At 63.3% G+C, this 13,945-nt stretch carries 7 protein-coding genes and 1 other RNA gene; 6 read left to right on the top strand and 2 right to left on the bottom strand.

Going from position 1 to position 13,945, the window contains the following annotated elements; all coding sequences use genetic code 11:
• Positions 1–136: 136 nt before the first annotated feature.
• Positions 137–2,647, bottom strand: coding sequence for a DNA gyrase subunit A (gyrA, locus tag FPL22_RS08045; RefSeq protein ID WP_144229574.1), 2,511 nt, complete (start codon positions 2,645–2,647; stop codon positions 137–139).
• Positions 2,648–2,762: 115 nt separating this feature from the next.
• Positions 2,763–5,276 carry a DNA topoisomerase (ATP-hydrolyzing) subunit B gene (gyrB, locus tag FPL22_RS08040; protein WP_144229573.1) on the bottom strand — a complete coding sequence of 838 codons (2,514 nt, stop codon included), beginning with the start codon at positions 5,274–5,276 and terminating at the stop codon, positions 2,763–2,765.
• A 159-nt stretch (positions 5,277–5,435) separates the two neighbouring features.
• Here gyrB and FPL22_RS08035 point away from each other — a divergent pair, with 159 nt between their 5' ends.
• The 6 genes from FPL22_RS08035 (at position 5,436) to FPL22_RS08010 (ending at position 13,882) form a co-directional block, all read left to right on the top strand.
• Entirely contained in the window at positions 5,436–5,849 is a 414-nt protein-coding gene (locus tag FPL22_RS08035; RefSeq protein WP_144229572.1) for an RrF2 family transcriptional regulator, read from the top strand.
• 132 nt (positions 5,850–5,981) lie between these two features.
• The gene (locus FPL22_RS08030) at positions 5,982–6,701 is read left to right on the top strand and encodes a zinc ribbon domain-containing protein (RefSeq protein ID WP_144229571.1); all 720 of its coding nucleotides are present in this window, start codon (positions 5,982–5,984) and stop codon (positions 6,699–6,701) included.
• 66 nt (positions 6,702–6,767) lie between these two features.
• Positions 6,768–7,187: RNase P RNA component class A (rnpB, locus tag FPL22_RS08025), an RNA gene on the top strand.
• A gap of 212 nt (positions 7,188–7,399) precedes the next feature.
• Positions 7,400–7,660: a 30S ribosomal protein S20 gene (rpsT, locus tag FPL22_RS08020; protein WP_144229570.1), complete on the top strand. Its 261-nt coding sequence runs from the start codon at positions 7,400–7,402 to the stop codon at positions 7,658–7,660.
• A 149-nt stretch (positions 7,661–7,809) separates the two neighbouring features.
• A complete protein-coding gene (locus FPL22_RS08015) occupies positions 7,810–10,710 on the top strand; it encodes a PD-(D/E)XK nuclease family protein (protein WP_144229569.1) in 2,901 nt (966 codons plus the stop codon).
• A complete protein-coding gene (locus FPL22_RS08010) occupies positions 10,703–13,882 on the top strand; it encodes a UvrD-helicase domain-containing protein (protein ID WP_162525229.1) in 3,180 nt (1,059 codons plus the stop codon). The genes FPL22_RS08015 and FPL22_RS08010 overlap by 8 nt, the downstream gene beginning before the upstream one ends.
• Positions 13,883–13,945: the final 63 nt, after the last annotated feature.

The raw sequence follows: 13,945 nt of genomic DNA, 5'->3' as shown, positions 1-13,945 counted from the left end.
GCGGCCGCGTATAAGGCTTTGCCCACGCGGTTTTTCCGGCACCAAGACGGCGGACACAGCGGTCCGCCCTCCAAGGATATGAAAAAAGGCGCACCGGTTAAGGTGCACCTTGGAAGACCTAATGTTGCTTTGCTTGTTAGGTGGTTTCGGGGGCCGGGGGCTCGGTGGGGGCTCCGGCTGCGGCGGCGGCTTGTTCTTCGTCGGTTTCGACTACTCGGGCGATGCTGAGGAGTTTGTCGCCTTCGGCGAGGGTGAGGAGTTTGACGCCTTTACCGCCGCGGTTGACTTCGCGGATGGTGTTCACCGGGCAGCGGACACTCTGGCCTTTGGCGGTGAGGAGCATGATTTCGTCGGTGTCTTTGACGCTCAGGGCACCGGCGATGTTGATCGAGCCGTCTTCCGGTAGATCAATCGCCCACACGCCGCTGCCGCCGCGGTTGATGAGGCGGTAATCTTCGAAGCGGGTGCGGACACCTAGACCCGCCTGGCTCGCGACGAGGAACTTGCTCGTGTGGTCCACGACTTCGAGGACTTCCAAATAATCGCTGTCCAACTTGAAGCGCATGCCGGTGACGCCGCCCGTCGCGCGGCCGGTGTCGCGGAAGAGGACTTCGCCGTTTTCGTCTTTTTCGCGGAAGCGGACGGCGAGGCCTTGGTGCGAAACGAGGATGAGTTCGTCGTTGCCGGTGGTGAGCACGCAGCCGATCACGGTGTCACCTTCGGCGAGGTTGATACCGATGAGGCCGGACTCGCGCGTGGCGTTGGTGTAGTCGGTGAGCGCGGTCTTCTTAATGGTGCCGGCCTTGGTCGCCATGACGAGGTAGCGGTCGGGGACGAAGTCGGCCATGGTGAGCATGGCGGCGATCTTTTCGCCTTCGTCGAGGGCGAGGAAGGATTTGACGGATTTGCCCTTGGAGGTGCGGTTGCCCTCGGGGACGTCGTAAACTTTCTTCGCCATGCACTGGCCGTGGCTGGTGATGAAGAGGATGTAGTCGTGGGTGGAGGCGGTGAAGAGGTTCTCCACAAAATCCTCTTCGTAGGTTTCGGCACCGATGACGCCCTTGCCGCCGCGTTTCTGGGAGCGGTAGTCGGCGACGGGGGTGCGTTTGATGAAGCCGAGGTGGGAGACGGTGATGACGCAGCCTTCGTTGGGGATGACGTCTTCCATGCGGAATTCGCCGGCGGCGGCGACGATCTGGGTTTTGCGCTGGTCGCCGTATTTGTCCTTCATGGCGAGGAGCTCGGTCTTGATGATTTCCATCAGGCGGGCGTCGGACTCGAGGATCTCGCGGAGGTAGGCGATCAGGTTCTGAAGTTCGAGGTATTCGGCTTCGATCTTGCCGCGCTCCAGGCCGGTGAGCTGGTAGAGGCGGAGTTCGAGGATGGCGTCGGTCTGGCGCTCGGAGAGCGGATACTTGGCCATGAGCTTCGTCTTGGCCTCGTCGCGGTTGGAGGAGGCGCGGATGATTTTGACGAAGTCGTCGAGGTTATCGAGGGCGATGATGTAGCCTTCGAGGATGTGCGCGCGGTCGAGGGCTTTCTTGAGGCGGAACTGGGTGCGGCGGGTGACGACGTCGCGGCGGTGTTCGATGAAGCACTCGATGAGTTCCTTGATGTTCATCTGCTTCGGGCGCTTCTTGTCGATGGCAAGGAGCGTGACGCCGAAGGAGGATTCGAGGGCGGTTTTCTGGAAGAGCTGGTTGATGACGACGCGGGACTGTTCGCCGCGTTTGAGCTCGATGACGATGCGGGTGTTTTCGTCGGACTCGTCGCGGAGGTCACGGATGCCTTCGAGGGATTTCTCGCCGACGAGTTCGGCGATGCGGAGGACGAGGTTGGCGCGGTTAACGTTATACGGGATCTCGGTGATGATGATCTGCTCCGAGCCGGTCTTGGTCTCTTCGGTGTGGGCTTTGCCGCGGATGCGGACGATGCCTTTGCCGGTCTTGAGGTAGGAGAGGATGCCTTCGCGGCCGGCGATGATGCCGCCGGTGGGGAAGTCGGGGCCCTGGATGAGGGTGCAGAGTTCGTCGACGGAGACGCGGGGGTTGTCGATGATCGCGCAGGTGGCGGCGATGATCTCGTGCAGGTTGTGCGGCGGGATGTTGGTCGCCATGCCGACCGCGATGCCGGTCGAGCCGTTCATCAGGAGATTCGGCAGGGCGGACGGGAGGACGGTGGGCTCGGTGGTGGACTCTTTGTAGTTGGGCGCGAAGTCGACGGTGTCTTCCTCGATGTCGGCGAGGAGGTCTTCGGCGATGTTCTTGAGGCGGGCCTCGGTGTAGCGGTAGGCGGCGGCGGGGTCGCCGTCGACGGAGCCGAAGTTGCCCTGCGGGTCGATGAGCGTGTAGCGCATGACCCAATTCTGCGCGAGGCGGACGAGGGTGTCGTAAACGGAGGAGTCGCCGTGGGGGTGGTAGTTTTTGAGGACTTCACCGACGACGCCGGCGCACTTGTCGAAGGAGCGGTTGTGCAGGAGGCCTTCGCGGAGCATCGCGTAGAGGATGCGGCGTTGCACGGGCTTCAGGCCGTCGCGCGCGTCGGGGAGGGCGCGCGAGATGATGACCGACATCGAGTATTCGATGTAGGCCGACTGCATGATGTCGGTGATGTTGGCCGTCGCGAGTTTTTCGTTACCTGTATACACGGTTTGAAAGGGATAAAATGTGTGAAGCGAGTTGCTTGGTGTTGATGACCGAGTGGCGGGGGGGGAGTTGGCGAGATGCTCGCTACTCACTACCCGCTACTCGCTACTTCTACGCTCAAACGTCCAGATACTGGACGTTCAAAGCATTGTCTTCGATGAACTGGCGGCGGGGGGGGACTTCGTCGCCCATGAGGAGGGTGAACAGGGCGTCGGCCTTGGCGGCGTCGGTGATGTCCACTTTCAGGAGGCGGCGTTTCTCGGGGTCCATCGTCGTTTCGAAGAGCTGCTTCGGGTTCATTTCACCCAGACCTTTGTAGCGTTGAATATGCAGGCCCTTGCGTCCGTTGCCGCGGATGTGGGTGACGATGTCGAGCGGCGAGGCGAGCTCGACGCGGGTTTCGCCTTTCTGGCCGACGTTTTCGGTGATCGCGTAGCGGGCCTCGGACGTGGTGGTGAACTGGTTGATCTCGAGTCCGATGGCGGCGATGGCGCGGAGGAGCTTGGCCATTTCGTTGGATTCGAAGATCTCGTGCAGCGTGACGCGACGGATCGGGCCGGTGGGCTTCGGGGCGTCGATCGTGGGATCGGCGTCGAGGCCTTCGCGGGCGATGAACGCGGCGCGGGCGTGTTCGTCCAGGAGGAACTCGTGGGACTCTTTGTTGCCCTCGCGGATGCGGGCGATGTAGCGGGGGAGGACCTGCGTGGTCTTGTCGTGCTGGTCGAGGTAGGCCGGCAGTTCGACGCCGTAGCGGGTGACGCCGCCGCCGAGTTTTTCGAGGGCCGCGAGGTTTTCGACGATCTGGTCGATCTGCGTGGTGGCGAATGTATGGCCGTCGCGGATACGCGTGAGGGTCACGTCTTCGGAGCCGAGCTCGAGGAGGATGCGGTTGAGCTGCTCGTCGTTGTCCACGTATTGCTCACGCTTCTTGCGCTTGATCTTATAGAGAGGCGGCTGGGCGATGTAGATGAAGCCGCGCTCGATGAGTCCCTTCATCTGGCGATAGAGGAACGTGAGGAGGAGCGTGCGGATGTGGGAGCCGTCCACATCGGCGTCCGTCATGATGATGATCTTGTGGTAACGGGCTTTGTCGGCGTTGAAGCCGCCGATGGATTCGTCGCCCTCGCCGATGCCGGTGCCGCAGGCGGTGATGAGGGTGCGGATTTCCTCGTTGGAGAGCACCTTGTCGAGGCGGGCTTTCTCGGTGTTGATGAGCTTGCCGCGGAGCGGGAGGATCGCCTGGTAGCGGCGGTCGCGGCCCTGCTTGGCGGAGCCGCCGGCGGAGTCGCCCTCGACGATGTAGAGCTCGGTCTGCGCGGGATCGCGCTCGGAGCAGTCAGCGAGCTTGCCGGGGAGGCCGCCGCCGGAGAGGGCGCCCTTGCGGACGGTCTCACGGGCCTTGCGGGCGGCTTCGCGGGCGCGGGCGGCGTTGAGACCCTTGTCGATGATGCGCTTGCCCATCTGGGGGTTGGTCTCGAAATACATCATTAGGCCCTCGTAGGTGGAGGAACCTACGACCGACTCGACCTCGGGGGAGAGGAGCTTGACCTTGGTCTGCGACTCGAACTTGGGGTCGGAGTGCTTGATGGAGATGACGGCGGCGAGGCCTTCGCGGACGTCGTCACCGGTGATCTGCGGGTCCTTGTCCTTGAGGAGATTGTTGGACTTCGCGAACTGGTTGATCGCGCGGGTGAGGGCGGAGCGGAAGCCGGAGAGATGCGTGCCGCCGTCGGGATTGTTGATCGTGTTGGTGTAACAGAGGACCTGGTCGTTGTAAGTGTCGTTGTATTGGAAAACGACCTCGCAGTGGATCTCGATGGGTTTGTCATCGAGCATGAGCTTGGTCTCTTTCGTCATGCGCACGGGCTGCGGATGGACGACGTTCTTGCCCTGGTTGAGCTGCTTCACGAACTCGGAGACGCCGTCCTTGTAGAGGTAGGTCTCGACCTTCGGCTCGGCGGGACGTTCGTCGGTGAAGACGATTTCGAGGCCGGAGTTGAGGAAGGCGAGTTCGCGGAGACGCTGGGCGATGCGGGCGGTGACGAAGACGGTCGTTTCCTTGAAGATCTCGGCGTCGGGCTTGAAGGTGACGTAGGTGCCGGTGCGCGTGGCTTTGCCGATGACCTCGAGCTTCTTGATGGTTTTGCCCTGCTCGAAGCGCATGTGGTGGACCTGGCCGTTGCGCGAGACCTCGACCTCGAACCACTCGGAGACGGCGTTGACGCACTTGGCGCCGACGCCGTGGGTGCCGCCGGAGAATTTGTAGCCACCCTGGCCGTATTTGCCGCCGGAGTGCAGCGTGGTGAGCACGAGCTCAACGCCGGGGAGGCCGGAGTCCTTGTTGATATCGACGGGAATGCCGCGGCCATCGTCGCGGATGGAGATGGAGCCATCGACGTGGATGTTGACCTCGATCCGTTTGCAATGGCCGGCGAGATGTTCGTCGACGGAGTTGTCCAGAACCTCGGAAACGCAGTGGTGGAGCGCGCGTTCGTCGGTGCCGCCGATATACATGCCGGGCTTCTTGCGGACGGCTTCGAGGCCCTTGAGCTGGCTCAGTTTGGAAGCGTCGTAGTTTTCTTCACCCGCTGCATTATGGGTGGGAATCGAGGAGTCGGATTGGTCGGACATTTAGTGGGGGAGAACGATGTGAAATCTAAAGGTAAAATCGCATAGGAAAACAGGGGGGGCGACAACCCCTATTTTTACACGTTCGACACTCAATTTTTCGCGGCATTTAAAGGTATTTTAGGTTGCCGACCTAAGATTCGGAAGTATTTTGCCCGAAACGTGAAACTCTCCGTCAAAGTCGATTATGCCTGCCGGGTTCTGGCCCAGATGGCCAAGTATTACGGGACCGACGAGCTGGCCCATATCGAGCAGCTCGCGGCGGTGGAGGCTGTGCCGGCGAATTATCTGGTCCAGATCCTGGGCGAATTGCGCAATGGCGGGCTCATTAACAGCCGACGCGGCAAGCAAGGCGGTTATGCGCTGGCGAGGCCGCCGACGGAGATTACGCTCTACGACATCGTGAAGCTGATCGAAGGCGATCTGCTGGAGCTGAACGGCACGGGCGAAGGGCATTCGGGACGCCGGGTGAACGCGATCTGGCGCGAAGTGCGCGGGGCGTTGGAAGCGAAGTGCCGGAGTTACTCCCTCGACCAGTTTGCGGCCAAGAGTGACGACGAGATGTATTACATCTGAGCGAAGCTCAGATGGTGAAGTAGCGGGTAGTGAGTAGTGGGTAGCGAGTAGGTTCGGAGTCGGCGGAGTTTCAAAGCGGTGACGGGAGAAAGGGATTTGACGGTCGGGGAGCGCGGGGCAGTGTCGGCGTTCATGCTTACTCCGACGCTTGAAAAGCTGCTGGTGCTTCAGGATCGCGATACGAAACGACTGGGACTGGAGGCACAGTTAAAAGCCGTGCCGGGAGAAGTCGCCCTCGTGGAGAAAAAAATCGCCACCGAGAAAGGCGCGATCGAGGCGGCCAAGTTTGAGTTGATGACGCTCGAATCGAAAAAGAAACTCATCGAGACCGAGATCGGTTCCACGGAGACGAAACTCGGCAAATACAAGACGCAGCAGGTGCAGGTGCGCAAAAACGATGAATTCAAGGCGCTCGGGCTCGAGATCGAACACACCGAGGCGGCCATCGCGGTGCTCGAGGGGCAGGAACTCGAAGTCATGTATTCGATCGACGAGGCGAAGAAAAAATTCGCGGAGGCCGAGGCGGTTTTGAAGCAGAATATTTCCGGCCACGAGGCGCGCATTCGCACGTTGCGCGAACGTGAGACGAATCTTGGGGGCGAGTTGAAAGCGGCGCAGGGCGAAGTGGTGATCGCGCGGGAGCCGGTCGAGGAGCGGGCATTGCGCGTGTATGACCGCATCGCGGCGCGCCAGCAGCCTGCGTGCGTGCCGGTGCGTGGGAATACCTGCGGCGGTTGCCATCTCAAAGTTTCGGCCGAGGTCGAGTCGGCGGTGCGCGGCAAGGGCGACGCCACGGGCGCGCTGCCGACGTGCGACCAATGCGGCCGTATCGTGTGGTGGGATCACGCCTGAGGCGGACACGCGCCGTGATTCGGCGGTGGACATTGGGAATTCCGGTAAATTAACGTCTTCCCTTGGTTTTGGGGCCGGGTCGCCGCTCCCTTGTTCTTTGATCAATGGAGAGGAAAGTCCGGACACCGCAGGGCAGGATGCCGCACGAGCTTCACGGCAAGTGCGGGCAGTGCGTTTCAAAACGCGCTGACGGAAAGTGTCACAGAGAATATACCGCCACGCGGGCAACCGCGGGGTAAGGGTGAAAAGGTGGGGTAAGAGCCCACCGCGTCGTCAGTAATGACGGCGGCAGGACAAACCCCTTCCGGTGCAAGGCAAAATAGGTGGCTGGGCTGCTCGTCCTATAGCCACGGGTATGCCGCAGCTTGTTTCGTTCGCGCAAGCGGGTGACTCAGGCCAGGTCCGTCGCAAGGCGGATTTGAGAGAAATGACGACCGCACGCCGCAAGGCGGGGCACAAAATCCGGCTTACAGGCCCCAAAACCAATCTTTTTCAGCCCCTTCGGGCCAACGTTCAACGTCCAACGCTCAACATCCAAGGTTCAATCGGCGGGATGCGTTCGAGGGATTATTGAGTTGGACGTTGAGCGTTCAAAATTGGGCGTTGAACGTTCGGCGCGGGAGGAAACCGTGCCGCAATTGCCCTTGACTCAAACCCGCAGGTTTGGGTTTCTGTCCGGCTTTAACTTTTAAACCGACATGGCCAACACCAAATCAGCTATCAAAGCCGCCCGCAAATCGGCGCGCCTCACCACCCGTAACAAGGCGACCAAGACCCGCCTGAAGACCCTCCACAAGAAGCTCATCGCTGCTGAGAAGGCCGGCAAGATCGAGGATACCAAGGTCGCCGCCGCCGCCTACGTTTCCGCCATGGACAAGGCCACCAAGTCCGGTGTCGTTCACAAGAACGCCGCCTCCCGCGCCAAGTCCCACGTCTCGAAGGTCGTCTTCGCGAAGTAAGGATTCGGCGCCCTCCCCGGCTTCGCGCCGGAGTGGACGTTCCACTTTTCAGCCCTCGCTGCCTTTGGCGGCGGGGGCTTTTTTGTGGGCGGGTTGCGTGGTTTGAGTTGAGCCGGTGCGCGGGATTCTGAGTGTAGGCCCACCCAACTGTGGCGAACCCTCCGCAAATCGAATTGCTGCTCACCCGCCACGCCGACACGGCCTGGGCGGAAGTGGTGCGTCCGTGGCTCGAAGCCGGCCGCGGGCAACTGGCGCGGGCGTTTGTGGTGGTGGCCACGCGCGGGCAGGCGCACGGGTTTAAACAACGCTGCCTGATGGAGGGGATTCCGCTGCTCGGGGTGGAGTTTCTCACGCCCGGACTGGCGCGTCAGAAATGGCGTTCGCTGGCGACGGATCCGAAGCCTGTGCTGGGACGCGAATTGTTGCTGCTTGGCCTGCGCACGCTGATCGCGAAACGGCTGGAGCCGCTGACGATCGCGGACACTGAGTGGGGATTTTGGAAAAGCCTGCAAAGCGACCCGGAGCGGGCGCTCGACGATTTTGATACGTTGCTGAAAGGTGGTTTCCGCGCGGAGGATTTTCCGTTGGAGCCGTTGCGGGAAATCTTTGGCGAACTGACGACGTGGATCGCGGCGCATGGCGCGGGCGTGGCGCCTATTGAGGCGGAGAAAGCCGGCCTCACGAAACTCGACGCCGGCGCGACGCGGATCGGCGGACGGTTGCTGGTGTGCGGGCTGAGCGCGGAGTTGTGGGGCGAATTTTTCAACGTGGCGGCGTTCGTGCGGCGGATGGAAGACGTGACAGTGGTGTTGCCAGAGCCGGCGTTTCGCGGGCGCGCGGATGGCGACGAGAAGTGGGTTGAGTTGTGGCAGGCACTCTTACTAGGCGTCATGGCTGAACCCGTTGATGCGGAGCCGCCCGAGGAGACGTGTGAGGCAGTGGGAGCGCTGTGGACGCGTGAACCGGCGGACGATGCGACCGAGCGCGCGACGGTGCTGGTCGGGCGCGCGCGGGCCGACGAAATGGTGTTGGTGGCCGACGCGATTGCTGAACGGCTGGCGGGTGGGGCGGAGAACATCGGCGTGATTTTTCCGAAGGCGGACGCGGGGTATCTGCGGCTGACGGGATTGTTGCGGGCGCGCGGTATCCAGTATGCGGATATGCTCGAAGGCGCGGCGATGCCGCCGGTGGACACGCAGGCGCAACGGGCGTTGATCGCGTTCTACAAGGGCGGGGCGCGGGTGGACGATTTGCTGGAGCTGTGGCCGTTGCTGCGGGCGCTGGGTGCGGGCAACGACGAGCACGTGAACCTCACGCTGGCAGCGGTGCGTAAGGCGTGTGAGCGGAGCTTTGACGAGTTGCACACGCATGCGCTGGCGCCGCATGTGGAGCATTGGAAGAAGGCGCAGCCGGCGCTGGCGGAGATCGCGGGCAAGCTGCTGCCGGCGTGGCCGGAAGAGCTGACGCTGGACGACGCGTTGGCGCGGCTGGAGCAGGTTTGCACGGCGCTGGGGATCGTGGAGCCGGAGGGGCTGGGGGCGTTGACGGCGTTTGCGAAGAAGGCGGACGGCGAGCTGTTTCCTGGCGCGGTGGTGCTGTCGACGCTGGAGGAATTTTTGCCCTCGAAGAGTCCGCCGACCGATCGCTCGGGCAAGGGGACGTTTGCGCGGGTGACGATCACGACGCGGCGGCGCGCGGAGGGGATTGCGTGGTCTCATCTGTTTTTGGCGGAGTCGAACGCGGGCGTGTGGCCGGATCGCGGGCAGCCGAGTCCGTGGCTGACGGACGAACATCGCGAGGAGTTGAACAAACGCGGACGGTTCACGCTTGGTCTTTTCACGAGCGAGCAACGGGCGGCGTTCGAGAAGGCGGGTTACGCGCAACTGGCGCGCGACACGCGGACGGAAGTGATTTTTTCGGCGGCGCTTTTCGATGAGGAGAATCCGGAGTTGCCGTTGGCGCCTAACAGCTGGGTTGAGCGCGTGTTGTGGGCGAGCGGCGCGGCGGCGGAGGCGGGCGGCTTGGAAGAGGCGTTTGCGGAGGCGGCTCGGGTGACTGCGGTGTCGCCGGAGCCGAACGCGGAGGATTTGGCGTGGAAAAAAATCTGGGACGGGCGTCGCGATGCGGGACGGGTCTTTGATGACTACTTTTTTGCGGGGGATCCGGCGGTGATCACGCCGGAGAAATGGTCGGCGCGGCGGGTGGAGCAAGGCGTGCAGGATCCGGCGGTGCTGTGGTTTGAGAGCGTGCTCGGGGTGCAACGCGTGCCGTGGGAGCCGCTGGTGCGCGTGAGGGCCAAGGCGCTGGGGCAGCTGGCGCATGCGTTGCTGGCTTACGCGCTGACGGCGGGGCAGATCGGCGCGGGCGGGTTTGGTCCGCTGCCGGGGCAGGCGGACGCGGCGGAGCGGCTGGCGCAGGCGCTGGCGCACAAGCGCGCGGGCTGGCCGGAGGATCGTTACTGGGATTCGTTTCATGCGGAGCTGGCGCATGCATGCGAAGTGTTGCTGGCGCGCGTTTATGAACTGGCGCCTGAGAATGCATTTGTGGCGGCGGAATGGAACGTGCCGCGCGGGGCGACGGTGGCTTGCGGAGCGCAACGAATCGAAGTGGGCGGGCGCGTGGACCTGGTGTTGAGCGACCGTGCGGGGTTCAAGGGCGCGATCGTGGAGATCCTGGATTTCAAGACGGGCGGAGATGCGAAACTGAGCGCATCGCGGATGGCGCGGGATGGGAAATCGCTGCAGCTGGCGCTGTATCTGGCCGCATTGAAGGCACTGGGCGCAGACGGCGGCCGCGTATGGATGGTGAAGATCGAGGCGGGCGGCACGACGTCGCTTGGGATGGAGGAACTCGATCTCGCGCTGGCCTCGCTGGGGCGATTGGAAAAGATGCTGGCGAGCGGAACGTATGGCGCGCTGACGGCGGATCGCGCGGAGTATCCGCCTTATGGTTACACCTGGCCGCTGGCCTGCGTGCCGGTGCCGGCGGCGGTGTTGGCGGAGAAGTTTGAAAAGACGTTTGGCCGGGAAATGGAGGACGCCGATGTCTGACGTGAAGCCGTTGATTGATCAGGAGGCGCGCGAGCGATTCCGCACCGAGTGGCATCGTAATTTTGCGGTGAGCGCGAACGCGGGCTCGGGCAAGACGACGGCGATTTCGGAGCGCCTGGCGGCGATGGCGCTGGCGCCGACGGGGGCGGAGCTGCTGGGCAAGACGGCGGTGGTCACGTTTACGAAGAAGGCGGCGGCGCAGATCGGGCAGCGGGCGCGCGCGGTGTTGTTGAAGCGGGTGGGGGAGACGGGCGGGAAAGATCTGGCGCCGCTCGATCACCTGGAGCGGGCGTTTTTTGGGACGATTCACAGCTTCTGTTTGAAGCTGGCGCAGACCTATGGGCAGACGCTCGGCATCAACCTGAATCCGGAGGTGGTGGGCGATGACAACGACGAGACGTTGTGGGAGGCGTTTATCGAGCAGGACTCGATGCAGTTCTCGGCGCTGCCGGCGGGGCAGCTGGCGGCGTTTTTGAGGCATGTGCCGTTGGAAGATGTATTCGCGCTGGCACGACAGTTGGACGATGCGACGGCGCGACGGTTTCTGAAACAGGTGCCGGGGCGCGCGGCCGGACCGGCGCAGGCGGTCTTGAAGGAGATTTTGGCGGTCGTCCCGAAGCAGAAGAGCTCGCTGCCAAAGGTGGCGGCCAACCAGCGTGCGGCGGAGGAGTGGCTGCGGGCTTGGCAGGACGAGAAACGGTATCTGCCGCTGATCGATCCGGAGGGGACGGCGGCCGGAATGGACGTGTTGTTCGATCGTTTTTTTGCACCGTTGAAAGACTGGCTGGCGAAGGCGGGCTCGGTGCTGGCGGCGGAGCTGGCGGGACGGTTCCGCGCGTGGCGATTTGAGCGCGGGGTGCAGACTTACGCGGACCAGATCGATGCGGCGATGGCGGTGCTGCGGGATCGCGAGATTTTGGAGCGGATTCGCGCGGAAGGGTGGAGGATTATTTTGGACGAGGCGCAGGACACGGATCCGCAGCAGTTCGCGGTGCTGGTGGAAATCACGCGGCCGCCGGGGGCGCCGCTGGGCGCGTGGCCGGGGCTGCCGAACGCGTTGGGGCCGCGGGCGGGGCATTTTTGTCTGGTGGGCGACGGGCAGCAGGCGATTTATGGGAGCCGGGCGGACATCCGGAATTTCCGGAGGCACACAGAGGCGTTTGCGCGGGGCGAAGGCGGGGAGTTGTTGAATTTCAAGGTGACGTTCCGCGCGCCGCACGCGGTGGTGCGGTTGCTCAACGCGACGCTGCCGGAGGCGTTTGGTGAAGGGCGCGCGCATAGCTTCGGGCTGCCGGTGGAGGAGGGCGCGCCGGCGCCGATGTTGCAGGTGCCCTATGAAAACCTGGAGGCGGGGCCGGGGAATGTGGAAGGCGTGGCGATGCGACTGCCGCTGGTGATGCCGGTGTCCGCGAGCGGGGTGGATGCCTGGCAGTCGGAGGAGATCCGGCAAGTCGCGGCGTTTTTCAACGAGCACGGTCCGGCAGGCGTGGGCGCGCGTTGCTGGGGCGACGTGTGCGTGATCGCGCCGCGGAACGGCTGGCTGTTGGAGGCGCGCAAAGGATTTGAGGCGGCGGGGCTTGAGGTGGCGTTGCAGACGCGGAGGAATCGTAATGGCGACAATCCGGCGTATGCGTGGCTGGCGGGGCTGCTGGCGGTGATTTGCGATCCGGACAACGCGTTCGAATGGGTGGGCGTGTTGCGGGAGATTTTTGGGGTGAGCGATGCGCTCTTGGCGGTGGAACGGAAGCGCGAAGGCGGCGCGAATGAGGCGTTTAACTGGGCGGAGCCGGAGGCGCATCCGGAGCCGTTGCGCGGGGCGCTGGAGGTGTTGCGGCCGTTTATTTTGTCGGCGCAGGACGAAGGCGTGACGCTGGAGAGGTTCGCGGCGGACCTGGTCAAGGCGACGCGGTTGGAAGAGCGCACGTGGCTGGTGGATCCGAGCGGCGGCGTGACGGGGGAGTTGGAGCGATTACTGGCGCAGGCGGCGGAGCTGGGTTTGGAAGGGGCGGGGCCGCGGGATTGGTGGCACGAACTGGCGGCGCACCTCGATGATGGGCGACCGGCGGGCAAGCCGACGGAGGATGCGATCAATTTGCTGACGGCGCACTCGGCCAAAGGGCTGGAGTGGCCGGTGGTGGTGGTGCTGGGCCTGTGGCGTGAGCCGGGCACGGTGACGGCGCGCGGGTTGCGACTGATTCCGGACTCCACCGGGGCGATGAACGTGTTTTACGACGGGGCGAGCGTGCCGGCAGACACGAAAGAAGCGCGCGAACGGGAACGGTTGAGGGAACTCGTGCGGTTGCTCTACGTGACGCTGACACGACCGCGGCAGGTGTTGGTGATACCGTGGGTGGAGGGCTTTGGTGGCAAAGTGAAGCCGGGGAGTTTCTCAACGCTCTGGGGCGCGAAGCTGCATGAGGTGGACGAGCTGGCGAAGACCGCTGCGTTGGCGACGCCGGAATCGGAGGGCGAGTCGGTGAAGAACAGCTCTATTAATAAAAGAATCGCAGACACGCAGAAGGAACAGGGACCGGAACTACCGCTTGGGGCGGAAGCGCCGGTGTTACCCCGGCGCGTGCTACCGCATCAGCTGGCACACAAGCCGGACCTGACGCGGATCGCGCGGCATGAGTCGGGCGCGGATGAGCCGGTGTCGGCTCGGGCGTTGGCGGACGATGCGATCGACTACGGACTTTGGTGGCACGAGACGCTGGAGTTCATGCCGTGGGTCGGAAACGCGGTGGACATCGCTGCGCATGGAGCGACGCGACTGGCGGCGGCGGAAGCGCAGGGCTTTGGCGAACGGGCGGCGGTGGAGTGGCAACGCTGGTTGGAGAGTGAGGCGCGCAAAGAGTTAAGTGATGCGCGATGGACGCGGCAGGCAGAGCTGGCGGTCTTTGCTCCCTTGGATAAGATCACGTGGATGGACGGCGTGATCGACCTGGTGTTGCACGACGAGGCTGCGGGGAAGGTGTGGGTGCTTGACTGGAAGACCAACCGACGCCGAAAAAACGAAAGTGACGATGACATGCTCGCGCGACTGGCGAGGGAGTATGAGCCTCAATTATCCGCTTATGGGACGAGCGTGCAGGCGTTTTTTCCGGGCTGTGAAGTGCGGTTATTGGTCTACAGCACGGGCGTTGGAAAGTGGATCGAAACACCTCGAGGGTAGATTGAGCTTTACATGGGGGGGCGCAGGCTGTTTCACGGACGGTTTCTACACGACACTTTCATT

Origin of the sequence: Rariglobus hedericola (assembly GCF_007559335.1) — a bacterium.
Taxonomy (GTDB): domain Bacteria; phylum Verrucomicrobiota; class Verrucomicrobiia; order Opitutales; family Opitutaceae; genus Rariglobus; species Rariglobus hedericola.
Note: the sequence above shows the minus strand (reverse complement) of the source record. Positions and strands in the feature narration are given on the sequence as shown.

What these genes read in the sequence shown, in the direction of transcription:
- rpsT (WP_144229570.1), top strand. Translation starts at nt 7,400, where the DNA reads ATGGCCAACACCAAATCAGCTATCAAAGCCGCCCGCAAATCGGCGCGC.
- gyrB (WP_144229573.1), bottom strand. Translation starts at nt 5,276, where the DNA reads ATGTCCGACCAATCCGACTCCTCGATTCCCACCCATAATGCAGCGGGT.
- FPL22_RS08030 (WP_144229571.1), top strand. Translation starts at nt 5,982, where the DNA reads ATGCTTACTCCGACGCTTGAAAAGCTGCTGGTGCTTCAGGATCGCGAT.
- FPL22_RS08010 (WP_162525229.1), top strand. Translation starts at nt 10,703, where the DNA reads ATGTCTGACGTGAAGCCGTTGATTGATCAGGAGGCGCGCGAGCGATTC.